Origin of the sequence: Candidatus Contendobacter odensis Run_B_J11, assembly GCF_000531125.1 — a bacterium.
In the GTDB taxonomy this organism is placed as follows: Bacteria; Pseudomonadota; Gammaproteobacteria; order Competibacterales; family Competibacteraceae; genus Contendibacter; species Contendibacter odensensis.
Genome location: NZ_CBTK010000045.1, coordinates 1 through 16274, shown reverse-complemented (window position 1 = coordinate 16274; position 16274 = coordinate 1). Strand labels below are relative to the sequence as shown.

The window sequence follows — 16274 nt, the reverse complement described above, 5'->3', positions numbered from 1 at the left end:
CCTGACAGGCGCGCCCCTTGCAAAATACTGGATACATGAGATGATCATTCCCGTTAAACCTATTGATTCACCATGCTCTAAAAGGCTAAAACTAATGAATAAAGTATCTCAAATTCTGGTAGGCGGCGCTCTGGGTCTGAGCATCTTGACTGCGGCCAGCGCGGCGGATCCGAAGCCACAAGACACAGTGGATTATCGTAAATCGGTTTATACGATCATCGGCTGGAACTTCGCGCCCATCGGCGCGATGATGAAAGGCGAGGTGCCGTTCGATGCCGCCGCTGTTGTCCGCCACGCCCAGTACGTGGAGATGATGAGTAAAGCGGCTCCAGAGGGTTTTACCAAGGGTTCTGGCCCGGATGCAGTGAAGGATACCGAGGCCAAACCGGAGATTTGGACGAACTGGGATAAATTTGAAGCCAAAATGAACGATTTTCAGCAGGAAGCCGCCAAATTGACCGAAGTCGCCAAGGGCGGCAATGAAGGCGCTATTAAGGCACAGTTCGGCAAGACTGCCGAAACCTGCAAGGCGTGTCATAAGGCATTCCGAAAGGATTGACCGGGTAGTGCATCAATAGCTGGGGCGCTTTTTTCTACCGATTTTCTGGAAGCCAGCGCCCTGATTGATAATGATCAACTCCATGCCATTGCCGCCAACGCCCACACTCCAAACCCGGTCATCAACAGTGCCGAAGCGCGGTTAATCCAGCGCAGCCCGCTCGGAGTCAACCGCCCGCGCAACAGTCCTACGCCGCCGGCCAGCAATAGCCACCATACTAGCGATCCAGTAAATACGCCCAGCACCAACGCGCCGGCCATTGCAAAATTGCCACTGCCCCCCGCCAAGCCCAGTCCCGCGAAAATACCAAGAAACGCCAGGATCGTCACTGGATTGGTCAAGGTCAACGCCAGCGTAGACAGATAATCGCCGAGCAAACCGGCGTGGGTCGGACGCACTCGCACCGGTTCAGCGCTGGGTAAAGTTCGCCACGTCCGCCACGCCAGATACAGCAGAAACAGCCCGCCGATGAGGCGTAATTCGGTTTGCCACGCCAGCAACAAACCGGCCAGCGACGCCAACCCAAAGCCGGCAATGCAGCCATAAACCGCGTCAGCGCTGGCCGCGCCCAACCCGGAGAGCATCCCGGACCAGCGCCCTCGCGCCAGCGTTCGCTGGATGCACAGCAAGCCAATCGGTCCCACCGGTGCCGCAATGGCAAAGCCAATCAGCATCCCCTTCAACCCGAACAATATCAATGCCGCCACCAGTCGTTACCCCGTCGCGTTATACTTCAGCGTGAATCTCAACCACATCCACATCGAACCGTTCCGTCGAACCGCGTATTTTTCCCGGTGAGGAACTTTACATCATCGGCCAGTTCCGCAACTCGTTGGCGATGAGTGGCCGGCTTTCGCTCTTGTTTGTATCGCCAAGGACTTTCCCATGATGACTAACCCGCTACTGACCACGGCTGACCTGCCCAATTACGCGGCCATTCAACCGCAACACGTTGAACCGGCGCTTAATCAAGTGCTGGCGGATAATCGCGCTGCCATTGATCAAGTATTGTCTGCTCATACTATGTACACATGGGAAAACCTGTTGCAACCGCTGGAAGAACTGGAAGATCGACTGAATAAAACCTGGTCGCCGGTTAGTCATCTGAATTCAGTGCAGGACTCCGATGCCTTGCGCATCGCCTATAATGCCTGCTTGCCAAAACTCAGTGCCTATTACAGCGAACTTGGTCAGCACCAAGGCTTGTATCGAGCCTATCAGCATATTGCCGATGGGCCGGAATACGCAAAACTTGATCCGGCGCAACGCAAAGTGATTGATAACGCCTTGCGCGATTTTCGCTTGTCCGGGATTGCTCTGCCACCTGAGCAACAGACCCGTTATCAGGAAATTATGCAGGAATTATCACAACTGAACGCCAAATTTTCGGAAAACGTATTGGATGCTACTCAGGGATGGACTCGACATTTAACTGACCCAGCGCTATTAGCTGGGTTACCAGAATCGGCATTAGCGCTGGCTCGACAAACTGCACAACAGCGAGGATTGGAGGGCTGGTTATTAACGCTGGAATTGCCTTCTTATTTGCCGGTTCTGAATTACGCAGATGACCGTTTATTAAGAAAAGAACTGTACGATGCTTATTGTACCCGCGCTTCGGAGCAGGGTGCGAATGCCGGGCAGTGGGATAATGGGCCGGTCATGGAACAAATTCTGGCATTGCGCTATGCATTGGCGCAACTGCTCGGTTTTCACGATTACACCGAATACTCGCTGGCGACCAAAATGGCCGAATCGCCGCAAAAAGTATTAGCGTTCCTTAATGACCTCGCCGACCGTGCCAAACCACAAGCGCAGCGGGAATTGGCGGAATTAGGCCAGTTTGCCCGCGAGCAGTTCGGGATGAATGATCTGCAAGCGTGGGACATTGGCTACTACTCGGAAAAATTGCGCCAGCACCGCTACCAGCTCTCGCAAGAAGAATTGCGGCCTTATTTTCCAATGACTCGGGTGCTGCCAGGATTGTTCGCGGTAGCGGAACGCTTATTCGGCGTAACGATTCATCCGCTGGACGGTGTGGAAACCTGGCATCCCGATGTTCAGGTTTATGCCATTGTGGATGCTTTGGATCACCCGCGTGGGCGATTTTATCTGGATTTGTATGCGCGATCCCATAAACGTGGTGGAGCATGGATGAATGGCAGTTTGGGGCGGCGGTTCGTAAATAACACAGTACGGTTGCCAGCAGCTTATCTGGTATGTAATTTCACCCCGCCGGTGGGTCATGATCCGGCGCTATTGACTCACAATGAAGTGCTAACCCTGTTCCATGAATTCGGCCACGGCCTGCATCATTTATTGACCACAGTGAATTATCTGCCGGTCGCCGGAATTCACGGAGTGGAATGGGATGCAGTGGAATTACCGAGTCAATTTTTGGAAAACTGGTGCTGGTCTCAGGAAGCACTTACCTTGTTGGCGGGCCACTATCAGACCGATGAACCGTTGCCGGAATCTTTATATCAGCGTATGCAGGCGGCTCGGCACTTTCAGGCGGGAATGATCATGCTGCGGCAATTGGAATTTGCGCTGTTCGATTTCCGGCTGCACCGCGAATACCGCCCTACGCAAGGCGGAAAAGTACAGGAGCTATTGGATGACGTGCGCCGACAGGTGGCGGTATTGATTCCACCCATCTATAACCGCTTCGCCAATGCATTTACTCACATCTTCTCTGGGGGTTACGCCGCCGGCTATTACAGTTACAAATGGGCGGAAGTGCTTTCAGCCGATGCATTCAGCGCTTTTGAGGAGAGCGGAATTTTCGATGCAGCGACGGGTACGCGGTTCCGGGAGAGCATTCTGCAAGTAGGTGGTTCGCGTCCAGCACTGTCCAATTTCATTGAATTCCGGGGCAGAGAACCGCGAATAGAACCGTTATTGCGCTTGAGCGGAATCGCGGTTTAACCCGATCCCGTGTATCTTCCTCAGAGTCCTGACTATCGAGCCACACCCCCATGTCTATCGGAACCCTCTATATTGTCGCTGCCCCCTCCGGTGCCGGCAAAACCAGTCTGGTTAAACGCCTGGTGGAAACTACGCCGGGTGTGGCTGTCTCCATCTCTCACACCACCCGCCCGCCCCGCCCTAGCGAACGTAATGGCGAGCATTATCATTTCGTTCCCATGGCTACTTTTGAAGCGATGATCGCGAGCGATGCCTTCCTGGAACACGCTCAGGTGTTCGGCAACCGCTACGGCACCAGCCGTACTGCGGTGTTGGCGCAGTTGGAAACCGGACAGGATGTCATTCTGGAAATTGACTGGCAGGGTGCCCGGCAGGTCAAGGCACTGCTACCGGACAGTCTAACCATTTTCATTCTGCCGCCATCCCGCGCTGCGCTGCGGCAACGACTGTCCGGGCGCGGTCAGGACAGCGCCGAGATCATCGAGCGGCGGATGGCGGCGGCGCTTGATGAATTGTCGCATTACGCCGAGTTTGATTATCTGGTGATGAACGACGACTTCGCGACAGCGCTGGACCAACTACGCGCCATCCTCATCGCCCAGCGCCAGCGCCGAGCGGCACAACTGGAGCGCCAGCAAGAACTCCTTCAGGCGCTCTTGTCTTAACTGCTTGTTTTTCATTAAACTGATTCGTTCAAAACTCGCCACACTGCATCTGGAGAAAGCCCCAAATGGCCCGAATTACCGTTGAAGACTGTCTTGATCAAGTGGATAACCGTTTCGAGCTGGTGCTGATTGCCGCCCGTCGTGCCCGTGAACTGGCCCTCGGTAAAGAGGCATTAGTGCCCTGGGAAAATGACAAACCTACTGTCGTCGCGTTGCGGGAGCTGGCCGCCGGCAAGGTCGATTATCTCCTCCAAGAGAAATACCGCCGCCCGGTGGTTCCCGCAGCGAAGCCGGCAGCTCGGGTTGAATCCCCCTCTGAAAAAGAGTGATTGCATCTATCCCCAACCTCCAAGAGATCGCGGGTGATGAGCGCGCCGGCGCGGGAAGTCCGTAACGAAATCATCTACCAGGGTCGCAAGCTGGCGGTTGATGACGACTGGCTGGATGATTTACGGCTGCGGATTGACGATCTCTGTGCGATTGCCGGCGAATACCTGGAACCGGATCAGGTCGATCAGTTACGCGAAGCCTGCTACTTCGCCACTGAGGCCCATGCCGGTGTCTACCGCAAAAGCGGCGAGCCGTACATTTTTCATCCGCTGGCGGTGGCGCGCATTCTCGCCAACGTCCGCTTCGATCATGAAACCCTGCAAGGTGCGCTGCTGCACGACGTGATCGAGGATACCCCCTACAGCAAGGAGCAAATTGGCGTCCACTTCGGGCCGGAAGTTGCCAACCTGGTGGATGGGGTAAGCAAGCTGACCCAGATCCAGTTCAACTCCAAGCTGGAGGCGCAAGCCGAAAATTTTCGCAAAATGTTCCTGGCGATGGCTAAGGACCTGCGGGTCATCATGATCAAGCTGGCCGACCGCCTGCATAACATGCGCACTCTTGGCGCGATGCGGCCGGAATCGCGCCGCCGCATCGCCCGCGAAACGCTGGAAATCTATGCGCCCATCGCCGGCCGGCTGGGGATGAATCATCTGCGCCAGGAACTCGAAGATCTCGGTCTCAGCCACCTGCACCCGTTGCGTTTCCAGATCTTGCAGGACGCGGTGCGCAAGATGAGCGGCAACCGCCGTGAGATCGTCGGCCAACTGGAAGCGCGAATTCAGAGTCGGCTGGAGGACGAAGGGATCACGGCGCGGGTGATGGGTCGTAGCAAACACTTGTGGGGCATTTATCAGAAAATGCGCCACAAGCGCTTGCCGTTCAAAGAAGTCTACGACGTCTACGCGGTACGCATCATCGTTGAGAACGCCGACACCTGTTACCGGGTGCTGGGAGCGATGCACAGCCTGTATAAGCCGATCATGGGGCGGTTCAAGGACTACATCGCCATCCCCAAAGCCAACGGTTACCAATCGCTGCACACGGTGCTGTTTGGGCCGAACGGCGTTCCCATCGAGGCGCAGATTCGCACCGAGGAAATGCATGTGATGGCCGAAGTCGGGGTTGCCGCCCACTGGCGCTACAAATCCGGCAGCGACGGCCAAGGCAGCCACGCCCAGCAGCGCGCCCGTGAATGGCTGCGGAAACTGCTGGATATGCAACGCCGCGCCGGCAATCCGGTGGAATTTCTGGAAAGCGTCAAGGTGGATCTGTTCCCCGACGAGGTTTACGTTTTTACCCCGCGCGGTGAAATCATCGAATTGCCCCGTGGCGCCACCGCCGTTGATTTTGCCTACGCCATTCATTCCGATGTCGGCAATACCTGCGTCGGCGCCAAGGTGGATCGCCGGTTGGCGCCACTGCGCACCCCGCTTTCTACCGGCCAGACGGTCGAGGTCATCATCACGCCCACCGCCCGACCCAATCCGGCCTGGCTCAACTTCGTGGTCACTGCCAAGGCCCGCGCCAGCATCCGCCATTACCTCAAGCACTTGCAGCGCGAAGAAGCCATTCTGCTGGGTAAGCGACTGCTGGAGAAAGCGCTGATCGGCCATACCGGCGGGCTGGGTGAATTACCGACCGAACACCTTCGATCCCTGGTTCAGGAATTCAATCTGAGCAGTTTCGATGATCTGCTGGCGGATATTGGCTTGGGCAACCGGGTCGCGGCGTTGATCGCCAAGCGGCTGATGCCAGAGGATGGCACCGATGAAACCACCTCGCCGGACGCCAGCACTCAACCGCTGCTGATCAAGGGCACCGAGGGTACAGTGGTCAGTTTCGGCAAATGCTGCCGGCCGCTGCCGGGGGATGCCATCATCGGTTATCTCAATACCGGGCGCGGGATCGTGGTCCACCGTGACCATTGCAAGAACATCGCTGGCTACCGGAAAAACCCGGATAAATGGATCGAAGTGGAGTGGGAACCGCATGTGAACGCCGACTTCGGTGCCGAACTGCGACTCGACGTTGTGAATCGGCGCGGGGTGCTGGCGACCATTGCCGCCGCAATTTCTGCCACCGACTCCAATATCGAAACTATCAATACCTCGGAACGGGATGGCAACACCACTACGGTGCATTTGCTGCTTAACGTCCGTGACCGTGCCCACCTGGCCCGGGTGATACGTCAGTTGCGCACCTTACCCGAAGCACTGAAGCTGGTCCGGCGCGGCTGATGATCCTCGAAGCCGGTGATTACGCGATCTTTCACCGCCTCCTTGAAGGCTCAAGGAGGCGGTGATCCCGCCTTGCCGGCAGCCTGCGCCTTAGCGCCATTCTTCACGATCATCCTGGGGTGGCGGAGGCGGCGCATAGTCCTCATTCTCATTCCAGAATCGATTCTTGGGACGGCGACTACTGCCGTTGCATTCGATCACCCCTTGCTGACACAGAGTTTCACGCCAAGCGTATTTCAGAAAGAATTGAGCGAAGGGCCGTCGTTCCGGGTCAAACTCCACCTTTCGCGAGGGGGACCACTCACTTTCACCATAACCGGTGCCTGGTTCCGATTGCGCTCGTGGCGCGGCTGCGGGCGGAGCGTTCCGCAACCCGCGCTGGTCGCTATAACCGGAACCTTCCCGCGTCCACGGTTGAACGGGCGACTTATACTTCTCGACCTCGCGGAACGCCGCTACGGCGATGACCCCCATCGCCGAATAATCGCCCCACGCACCTGAATAGGAATCGCCGGCGTCGGTAAAATAAAAGCGGTTGACCCGGTTTTTTCCGGTGCGCCAACCCTCGTAGCTTTCCTGCTGGTACGGCGCAAGCACATACATCCGTTCGTCAGGGCGCAAATTGGAGCGATCCCCGGAAATGATATTGCGACCATCCACCGCAACCACCACCCCGATGCGCTGGCTGGTGCGATTGCGAATCTGGACCGAATAATTCTGACCGCGTACCGCTTCCACATAGGCTTTGTAGATGGCTGATCCGCTATCGCGCAACGGATAGCGCGACAGAGGGCGACCCCGGTCACTGATCACCTCTACCTCTACTCCGCCAGCATCGAAGCGCTGCGCCCAGGCTGCACTCGAACCCAGTAGCAGCATCGTTATTAGCCCGGCCCGCCATTTACTTTTCATTGAATCCGCTCCCCGTGGGTGAAGCCTGCCCGCAGCTTTATGCTGCGGCTCTCATACTGTGGTTCAGCCTAAAAACCGTCGGCTGAATCTATACTGAACACTCTTTAATTGGTTTTATTCGTATTATCGGTCAAGCGCACTGATTCAGCGCAACCCAATGCAATACAATTCAGTCCCGATTCATCCTCAACCCAATAGGCTGTAAGCTCATTTCATTTCACCCGGAAGCTCCCAACCATGCCTGACCGCTTACGGCTATCACGGCGCTTGGCGCTGGCGGCGCTGGTGGGTCTACTACTGACCGCCGCCGGCGCAAAGGCGCAATCCGGCTACCGACAGGGACCGGAGAGCAATTATGCCCCGCCGCCCCGCGACCGCCCGGATCGTCCACCGCCCCGCCCTTTTGCTGATCCTGACCGGGCCGCTAACGCCGCCCGCGAGGCCACCGGTGGTCGGGTGCTAGGGGTTCAGGGCGCGGATCAGGACGGCCAGCGCGGCTATCGGGTGCGGATTTTGCAGCCGGATGGCCGGGTGCGCAGCCTGCATTTTGATCCCGACAGCGGCGCGGTACGGGATTGATTTTCTCTCCAATGTTCCCGATTTCACCCTAACATTCAAACTGCCAACCATGCGCATTCTAATCATCGAAGACGAAGCTCCGCTGCTGGAGCGGGTGACCGCCCAGTTGCGTGAACAAGGCTATGCGGTGGACAGTGCCGCCGATGGTCGCACTGGACTGTATCTCGGCCAGGAATATCCACTGGATGCGGCGGTGGTGGATCTCGGGCTGCCTGATCTGTCCGGGATCGAGGTAATCCGGCACTGGCGGCTAGGCGGTCGCAAATTCCCTATCCTGATTTTGACCGCCCGTGGCCGCTGGCAGGACAAGGTTGAGGGATTGGAAGCAGGCGCCGACGATTATCTGGTCAAGCCGTTCTATATAGAAGAGTTGCTGGCGCGGTTGCGGGCGCTGATCCGTCGCACCGGCGGCTGGACTCAGGCGATTCTCGATTGCGGACCGGTCGCGCTGGACACCGGCGCACAACAGGTGACGCTGGCCGGTCAGCCGGTAGATGTGACCGCCTACGAGTACAAGCTGCTGGAATATCTGATGCTGCACGCCGGTACGGTGATCTCCAAGACGGAATTGACCGAGCATCTCTATCAGGAAGACGAGGACCGCGACAGCAACGTCCTCGAAGTGCTGGTGGGACGGTTGCGCCGCAAGCTCGATCCCGACCGCACCCTCAATCCGATTGAAACGCTGCGCGGGCGTGGCTACCGGTTCCGGCTGGAACGGTCCGTCGGTTGAGCGCCGATGCGTTCTCTCAGTGGCCGGCTGCGCATTGCCGCCAGCGTGGTGCTGGTCGCCTTTCTCGGCCTGACCGGCCTGAGCCTGGATCGGGCGTTTCGCGATAGCGCCCTGGCCGCCGTTCAGGATCGCCTGCAAGCCCAGCTCTACCTGCTGCTGGGCGCGGCCAATCTGGACGCCTTCAACCGTTTAACTCTGCCGCAAGCCCTGCCCGAAGCGCGATTTTCCACCCCGGATTCCGGGCTATACGCCGATGTGATGGACAGTCCGGGCAATCTGGTGTGGTATTCCCCATCGCTGCTCGGGCGGGCGCTGCCATTCTTCCCCGCCGTCCGCAGCCCCGGTGATACCCAGTTCGCGCCGCTGGAATCCTCCGACGGGACCCCGCTGTTGGTACTGGCCTTCACGGTGAGTTGGGAAATCGACCGCAGCCACTATCAGATTTATACCTTTCGGGTCGCGGAAAACCGGCAGAATTTCGATGATCAGGTCTGGAGTTTCCGTCGTGGGTTGTGGGGTTGGCTGCTGGCCTCAACCGCAGTGCTGCTGGCAGCGCAGGGCTTGATCCTGCGCTGGAGTCTGAAGCCGTTGCGGCGGGTCGCTGCCGAAATTAAAGCCATCGAAACCGGTCAGCGCTCCACGCTGAGCAGCGGCTATCCCGCTGAATTGCAACCGCTCACGATGAATCTGAATGCGCTGCTCGGGCAAAGCCACGCCCACCTGGAACGCTATCGCAATGCGCTGGGTGACTTGGCGCACAGCCTCAAAACTCCGCTGGCGGTGTTGCGCGGCACGCTCGAAACCGGTGCTGAGCCGGCAGAGTTGCGCCAGACTCTGGCTGAGCAGGTGGAGCGGATGAACCGCACTGTGGACTATCAATTACAGCGGGCGGCGGCTTCCGGGCGGATTGCGCTCAGCGCTCCGCTGCCGGTTGCGCCGGTCGCCCGCAAGATTCTGGATTCGTTGGCCAAGGTTTACGCCGAGCGCGCATTGCAATTCAATTCTGAAATTGCAGCAGCGACGGTGTTCTATGGCGATGAGGGCGATCTGCTGGAAATTCTTGGCAATTTGGCCGACAACGCTTGTAAATGGTGTCAGCGGCAGATCGTGGTGCGCGCCTATCCCGCCGATCACGGTGGACGGATGGAGCTGGTGGTGGAAGTGGAGGATGATGGCCCCGGCATTGCGCCTGAACAAGCGCCATTGCTGCTTAATCGCGGTCAGCGCGCCGATCCCAGTGTTGCTGGTCACGGCATCGGGCTGGCGGTGGTGCGAGATCTGGTCGAAGAGGTTTATTACGGCCGACTTGAGATTGGGCACGGAACTCTGGGCGGGGCGCGGGTACGGGCGCAGTTGCGATTCCAGGCCAATGGCGGCTGAATCCAGCGCTCTATCACCGCCCGCGTCGCACCCAACGGCCGCCCCAATTTCGTACTACCCTTCAACCACGAAAATAAAAAGACCACAGGGATTCGCCATGTTGAGCATCGCCACCTTCAATCTCTACAACCTGGGCGCGAAGGCGTCGCCCACCCGACTGGTGCGGCTGGGGATCATCGTCACTCGTGATCTGGGAGGACCCGATATTCTGGCGGTGCAGGAAATTACTGCGGTGGATCGAGCGTTGCCGGGGGGGGCGGTGCCCGCTGACGCCAGCTACCAGGCGCTCATCGCCGCCATTCTCCAGGCAGGCGGGCCGCACTACGTTTTTCGGGAGATTCCGCCGCTGGCGAATCAGGACGGCGGCATGACGGGCGCCAACATTCGAGTGGGGCTGCTGTTCAACCCGGCGACCGTAAACTTCACCGACCGGGGCAACGCTGGCCCGGAAGACAGTGTGGGCATTCGTTTCAGCCACCGCCAACCCAGCTTGACCATCAATCCTGGCCGTATCACTCCCGCCCACCCGGCGTTTGCGGGCGATAATCAATGTCATTGGGCACCGAGCCGTAAAACCCTGGCGGCGGAATTCGAGGTGCAAGGTCAGCGGCTGTTCGTCATCGTCTGTCACTTCAAATCCATGCGCTCGACCACCCGCCGCGAAGAAGATTACGCCAAGAAACAGCGCCACGCCCAGGCGGAGATTGTTCATGGCTTCGCTGCCGATCTATTGGCCTGCGATCCGCAAGCGGCGATTGTGGTGTTGGGTGATTTGAACGATGGGTTGGGATCGAAGACGTTGAAACTGCTCAAGGGTGATTCATTCCACAATCTGCTGGAAGAGATGCCACGCGGGCAGGGTTACACTCGCCGCCATGGCGGGCAACCGCAAACTTTGGATCATATCCTGGTGAGTCCGGTATTGCGGCGTGGCGCGGTGGTGCGCGTCCCGCATGTCAATAGCAATGCCGCTCACGGCGAACCTGATCCGGCCAGCGACCATGATCCAGTGGTGGCAGTGTTGCCAAAGTGGGTCTATAGCGCTCCTCTTTGAGTGGTCAGGACTCTGGTCAAGCCGCGAATTCGTTATCCCCACGCCAGCGGGAATGATGGAAAGCAAACGTCCTGACGTCCTGAAAGGGTTATTCCAATGGGTTGGATCGCATTGGCGAGTTTCCAGCCTGCGCTACGCCGCTTCCAGGCGATACCCACTATACTTTCAAAATATTCAGCTTTAGATAGACCAGGAAGTCGTGGATTCTCGGTTGCTCTCTCGAAAAGCGGGGGTAAAAATCCTCTGGTTGAAGGCTGAACAGAATTCAATCTTTGGATGAAATTCTTCTATTCTGGCAGACATGGGAGATATCGCTCTTGGACACATCGTCAATCAGCCAGCACTTTGCCAGTTTTTTCTACTTTGATTTCGTGCGGACGCCGGAACAATTGCGGCAGGCGCAACACCTGCGTTATGAAGTCTATTGCCGGGAATTCAAGTTCGAGCAGGAAGAAGATTGTCCCGGTGAATTGGAGCAGGACGAGTATGACGCTTACGCGCTCCACGGCTTGGCGTTTCATCACGCTTCCAGCGAAGCCGCTGGTTGTCTGCGGCTAGTCACCCTATCTCCTGATCAGCCTGATCTGTTGTTGCCACTGGAGAAATACTGTGGGGACAGCCTGTATCCCGACAGTGAGTTGCATCCCACCCGGATCCCCCGAGAGACCTCATGCGAAGTATCACGCCTGGCGGTGCATCCGTACTTTCGCCGCCGCCGGGGTGAGGCGCAAACCCGGCTCGGCGCACCCGATCTGCATTTCGAGGAGCCGAGCGATCTCGAGCGGCGCACCTTTCCACTGCTTAGCGTGTCGCTAATTTGCGCCGCTCCGGCGATGGCGCTGCTCATTGGACGGCCCAATCTCTTCATCATGATCGAGGGCTGGCTGGCGACCCTGTTGCGGCGGATGGGTATGCCACTGGTGCAGATTGGCAACACCACGAACTACCACGGTCAGCGCACCGCTTTTTTCATCCGCGCCGAAGAGATTGTGGCCGGCTTCAAGGGCGAAACCCGGCATTTGTATGATTTCGTCGAGACCTTGTTGCGGGAGAGCGCGGCCCGCCAAGGATTGAACGATAGGTCGAAGAGCTAAGGTCAGGGCTTTCGCTTGCTGTCATCCCCGCGTCCGCAGGAATTCCCAGCCTCTGCTCAACCGTGGATACCCGCTTGCGAGGATGACGAGTTTAGGGATTGACTGATGGACAACGAACGGGATTTGGACAACGCGCCATTTGATGGTGCGATTGGTGCGCTGCCGCTTTGGTGAAACGGTGGCGGCGACCAGCGCGCCGGTGCTGGCGCGAATCACCGAGCCGACGGTGTTGGAGGATTTGGGCGAGGCGCTGCTGGACTGCGCCGATGGCGAGGCGTGGGTGGCGGCGCTGGCGGACAGGACCGGCGGGCGGTAGCGCGGTGATGCTGTCAGAAAATTTTACACTCTGCTGATGGGTTAGCTTGGTGGGTCATAGCTCAATGTGTTCAGGACTTTCGCTTTTCGTCATTCCCGCGTCAGCGGGAATCCAGTAAGCTGCTGAAAAGACTGGATACCCGATTTCATGGGTATGACGACACCAAAGTTTATAAGCGAAAGTCCTGGAGGAGATGAATGATGAGTACGCCAGCGGGGTTGTATGACCAGGATTTTTATGCGTGGACGCTGAAGAATGCGGAACTGCTCCATCAGGGCCGCTTCGTCGAAGTGGATGTGGAACACGTTGCAGAGGAGCTGGATAGCATGGGTCGCAGTGAACGGCATGAATTGGTGAACCGGTTGGCCGTGTTGCTGGCTCATTTGCTGAAGTGGCAGTTCCAACCCGAACGGCGCGGCAAGAGTTGGCGGGCGACCATTCAGGAACAGCGACTCCGCGTCAATGAACAGTTGGCCGAAAGCCCCAGCCTGCGTCCGCATCTCGAGGACAGCCACATGAAAGCCTATCGGTACGCGGTGTTGCGGGTCACTCAGGAAACACCACTGGAAGAATCTGCGCTTCCGACCGCGAATCCTTTCACCGGGGAACAGACGCTGGATGAGAACTATTGGCCGGATTAATATTGATGAGGGTGAAAATTCTCGGTTGAAAGCTGAACGGAATTCAATCGCTGGATAAAGTTTCTCTATTCCGGCAGGCACGGGAGGCATCATCTTGAGGACAACGTCAATCAGCGAACACTTCACCCGCTTTTTCTACTTTGATTTCGTGCGGACGCCGGAACAATTGCGACAGGCGGCTGAGAGTGTTTTGCAGAACGGCGAGATGCTCTCCAGTTTCGTGGAGCAATCCTTACGAGCCAATATTGAGTGCCGACGGGCGCAACAGGAGTTCATCGCCCGTGGTCTGGCCGCACGGGATGAGGCGCGGCAAACGGGTGAATACTTCGCAGACGATGAAGTCTTGCGCGAGATGGACGACCTGCTGAGTCATGCCGAAGCTAAGAGGCTGTCTAAAAACTAAGTTATTGATCTGCTTAATGGTGGAGTCGGGTTAAAACTGGCTAGAAGCGGGTTCCGCGCTAAATTTTTGTTCAAAATCAATGGCGAGTTTTGCGACAGTCTCTAAGGCCGGTGCGTGAGCTATCGAGTTCGCTATACCAAGACGGCCAGGGAAGACTTGCGGCGGTGGTACGGCTTGCTGTTGGAGCGCGATCTACCGGCCGCCCGTCGGGCGCGCGAGGTGATCGGCAAGAGCGTCGAACTCCTGCGTGAATTCCCTTTCACCTGCCGTAAGCCATTATCTGATAACCCTTTTTTGCGTGAGATGGTGATTCCATTCGGCGCGGCCGGCTACGTCGCCTTGTTCGAGATCGAGGACAATGCAACCGTCACTATCCTGGCGATTCGCTACCAGCGCGAAGAAGATTACCACTAGACTTCATAATGCTGGACTGCGCCGATGATGCGGCGTGGCTGGCCTGGCTGGGAGCGGCGGGGCGGTGAGCGCATCCTGCGCGGGCTTTAACTCCTGCATTTCCGATTCCACTTAGCTGCGCCAGATGTTGTTGCCGGCCCGGTGGCCGGGGGTGCGAATGGATGCGGTCAATGACTTGAGTGAGGTGCGCGATATGTTGGCGGAACGAGTAATGGAATGGACGGAGGAGTGGAAACAGCGGGGCTTGCAGCAGGGCTTGCAGCAGGGCTTGGACTCCGAGCGTCATCTGATGGTGCGGCAGGTGCGCCGCCGCTTTGGCGACATGGTGGCGGCGCACAGTGCGCCGCTGCTGGCGCAAATCACCGAGCCGACGGTGTTGGAGGACTTGGGCGAGGCGCTGCTGGACTGCGCCGATGATGCGGCGTGGCTGGCCCGGCTGGACGCGGCGAGTTCATGAGCGCCGAGGCGCGATATATAGACGAACGGGTCCCACCCCGGTGGCGCGGTCGCTGTGGTTGCCCTTGGCCCAGTTGATGGAGACAGATGAATGAATAAAATCAAATGCCTTTTTCTGGAGAATTTGGTAGGGGTTTGAGGATTGTGGAGCGGGACGGGAGCTGAAGATGGCCGAGGACAACGAACGCGAATCCGATGACTATGACAGCCCGTGGAAGGGGCTGATCGAGCAGTATTTTGTGGATTTTCTGGCCTGGTTTTTTCCCAAGGCTCATGCCGGGATTGACTGGGCGCGGGGGTATGAGTTTCTGGATCAGGAATTGGCGCAAGTGACGCGGGACGCCGAGGTAGGGCGGCGGCGGGTGGACAAGTTGGCGCGGGTGACGGGCCGGGATGGCGCGGAGGATTGGGTCTGGGTGCATATCGAGGTGCAGGGTGCCCGCCAGCGTGAATTCGCCGAACGGATGTTCGTGTACCACTACCGGTTGTTTGATCGGTATCGAAAGCCGGTGGTGAGTCTGGCGGTGTTGGCGGATCCGGAAGCCGTCTGGCGACCGAAGAGTTATCGATACGCGCGTTGGGGCTGTGGTTTGGCGTTTCTCTTTCCGGTGGCCAAGGTGCTGGACTGGCAAGGGCGCTGGGCGGAACTGGACGCTTCGCGCAACCCGTTTGCGGTAGTGACGCAGGCGCATTTGAAGACGCAGGCGACGCAACACGATCCTGAAGAGCGGTATCGCTGGAAATGGCAGTTGCTGCGCGGGTTGTATGAACGAGGCTTGGCCCGAGAGGACGTGGTGGCGCTGTTCCATTTTTTGGACTGGCTGATGCGGTTGCCGCCGGAGTTGGAACAGCAGTTGTGGCAGGAATTGCAGGCGGAAGAGGAGGCGAGAAAGATGCAGTATGTCAGCAGTGTAGAGCGGATCGGAGAGCAGCGAGGCTTGCAGCAGGGCTTGCAGCAGGGCTTGCAGCAGGGCTTGGACTCCGAGCGTCATTTGCTGATGCGCCAGGTGCGCCGCCGCTTTGGCGACACGGTGGCGGCGCACAGCGCGCCGGTGCTGGCGCAAATCACCGAGCCGACGGTGTTGGAGGATTTGGGCGAGGCGCTGCTGGATTGCGCCGATGGCGAGGCGTGGTTGGCGGCGCTGGCGGATAGGGCCGGCGGACGGTAGCACGGCGCTGCTGTCAGAAGATTTTACACCCTGCTGAGGGGTTAGCTTGGTGGGCCGTCGCTCAACGTGTTCAGGACTTTCGCTTTTCGTCATTCCCGCGTCAGCGGGAATCCAGTCAGCCACTGAAAAGATGGGATACCCGCTTTCGCGGGTATGACGAATTTAAGGGTTTAGCGAAGTCCTGATGTGGATTCCTGGAGTTGCGCGCCGCGCGCTCATCCAAGCGGCCAGGGACGTTTGGCTATGCCCGGTGGGGTTGTCGGCTGGCGTTTGCGTTTCCGGTCGCGAAGGTATTGATTTTTAGGACAACAAAGCCCATCAGAACCAGATTGATGGAGTACGACAACGACCGGTGATGCGGAACGGATAGGGGGTGAGGTCATGCGCTATATCGATCCTTT

The 16274-nt window shown here is 58.0% G+C and carries 18 protein-coding genes; 16 read left to right on the top strand and 2 right to left on the bottom strand.

All coding sequences use genetic code 11. The features are described from left to right. Positions 1 to 40: 40 nt before the first annotated feature. Positions 41 to 559, top strand: coding sequence for a c-type cytochrome (locus BN874_RS03935; protein ID WP_081756121.1), 519 nt, complete (start codon positions 41 to 43; stop codon positions 557 to 559). A gap of 74 nt (positions 560 to 633) precedes the next feature. On the opposite strand, the gene BN874_RS03930 is transcribed toward BN874_RS03935, so the two are convergent. Further along, a complete protein-coding gene (locus tag BN874_RS03930) occupies positions 634 to 1266 on the bottom strand; it encodes a LysE family translocator (RefSeq protein WP_230314319.1) in 633 nt (210 codons plus the stop codon). A gap of 181 nt (positions 1267 to 1447) precedes the next feature. Here BN874_RS03930 and prlC point away from each other — a divergent pair, with 181 nt between their 5' ends. The 4 genes from prlC to spoT all read left to right on the top strand — a co-directional run bounded on the left by prlC (position 1448) and on the right by spoT (position 6722). Further along, a complete protein-coding gene (gene prlC / locus BN874_RS03925; RefSeq protein ID WP_034430996.1) occupies positions 1448 to 3487 on the top strand; it encodes an oligopeptidase A in 2040 nt (679 codons plus the stop codon). Between the two features lie 50 nt (positions 3488 to 3537). Further along, a complete protein-coding gene (gene gmk / locus BN874_RS03920) occupies positions 3538 to 4152 on the top strand; it encodes a guanylate kinase (RefSeq protein WP_034430960.1) in 615 nt (204 codons plus the stop codon). Between the two features lie 65 nt (positions 4153 to 4217). Next, positions 4218 to 4481 (top strand): DNA-directed RNA polymerase subunit omega, encoded by a 264-nt coding sequence (gene rpoZ / locus BN874_RS03915; protein WP_051497382.1) that lies wholly within the window; start codon positions 4218 to 4220, stop codon positions 4479 to 4481. Between the two features lie 36 nt (positions 4482 to 4517). Continuing rightward, positions 4518 to 6722 carry a bifunctional GTP diphosphokinase/guanosine-3',5'-bis pyrophosphate 3'-pyrophosphohydrolase gene (gene spoT, locus BN874_RS03910; protein ID WP_051497381.1) on the top strand — a complete coding sequence of 735 codons (2205 nt, stop codon included), beginning with the start codon at positions 4518 to 4520 and terminating at the stop codon, positions 6720 to 6722. Between the two features lie 90 nt (positions 6723 to 6812). Here the strand turns inward: spoT and BN874_RS03905 are convergent, their stop codons facing one another. Continuing rightward, positions 6813 to 7634: a hypothetical protein gene (locus BN874_RS03905; RefSeq protein ID WP_034430958.1), complete on the bottom strand. Its 822-nt coding sequence runs from the start codon at positions 7632 to 7634 to the stop codon at positions 6813 to 6815. 237 nt (positions 7635 to 7871) lie between these two features. On the opposite strand from BN874_RS03905, the gene BN874_RS03900 reads away from it, so the two are divergent. From BN874_RS03900 to BN874_RS03850, 11 genes are all read left to right on the top strand, one after another. Then, entirely contained in the window at positions 7872 to 8213 is a 342-nt protein-coding gene (locus BN874_RS03900) for a PepSY domain-containing protein (protein WP_034430956.1), read from the top strand. Positions 8214 to 8262: 49 nt separating this feature from the next. Beyond that, a complete protein-coding gene (locus BN874_RS03895) occupies positions 8263 to 8946 on the top strand; it encodes a response regulator transcription factor (RefSeq protein ID WP_034430954.1) in 684 nt (227 codons plus the stop codon). Positions 8947 to 8952: 6 nt separating this feature from the next. Then, positions 8953 to 10326 carry an ATP-binding protein gene (locus tag BN874_RS03890; protein ID WP_034430953.1) on the top strand — a complete coding sequence of 458 codons (1374 nt, stop codon included), beginning with the start codon at positions 8953 to 8955 and terminating at the stop codon, positions 10324 to 10326. Positions 10327 to 10423: 97 nt separating this feature from the next. After that, positions 10424 to 11380, top strand: a complete 957-nt coding sequence (locus BN874_RS03885; protein WP_051497379.1) for an endonuclease/exonuclease/phosphatase family protein — start codon at positions 10424 to 10426, stop codon at positions 11378 to 11380. A gap of 317 nt (positions 11381 to 11697) precedes the next feature. Further along, positions 11698 to 12474: a PEP-CTERM/exosortase system-associated acyltransferase gene (locus tag BN874_RS03880; protein WP_034430952.1), complete on the top strand. Its 777-nt coding sequence runs from the start codon at positions 11698 to 11700 to the stop codon at positions 12472 to 12474. Positions 12475 to 12616: 142 nt separating this feature from the next. Then, complete coding sequence (locus BN874_RS24195; RefSeq protein WP_154724730.1) at positions 12617 to 12790, top strand: hypothetical protein; 174 nt, start codon at positions 12617 to 12619, stop codon at positions 12788 to 12790. A 200-nt stretch (positions 12791 to 12990) separates the two neighbouring features. Then, positions 12991 to 13431: a DUF29 domain-containing protein gene (locus tag BN874_RS03870; protein WP_034430987.1), complete on the top strand. Its 441-nt coding sequence runs from the start codon at positions 12991 to 12993 to the stop codon at positions 13429 to 13431. Between the two features lie 94 nt (positions 13432 to 13525). Continuing rightward, entirely contained in the window at positions 13526 to 13834 is a 309-nt protein-coding gene (locus BN874_RS03865; RefSeq protein WP_420886100.1) for a YlcI/YnfO family protein, read from the top strand. A gap of 114 nt (positions 13835 to 13948) precedes the next feature. Then, complete coding sequence (locus BN874_RS03860) at positions 13949 to 14248, top strand: type II toxin-antitoxin system RelE/ParE family toxin (protein WP_034430951.1); 300 nt, start codon at positions 13949 to 13951, stop codon at positions 14246 to 14248. 124 nt (positions 14249 to 14372) lie between these two features. After that, positions 14373 to 14705: a DUF4351 domain-containing protein gene (locus BN874_RS03855; protein ID WP_230314318.1), complete on the top strand. Its 333-nt coding sequence runs from the start codon at positions 14373 to 14375 to the stop codon at positions 14703 to 14705. A 166-nt stretch (positions 14706 to 14871) separates the two neighbouring features. After that, entirely contained in the window at positions 14872 to 15873 is a 1002-nt protein-coding gene (locus BN874_RS03850) for an RpnC/YadD family protein (protein WP_034430950.1), read from the top strand. The last annotated feature ends 401 nt before the right edge of the window (positions 15874 to 16274 follow it).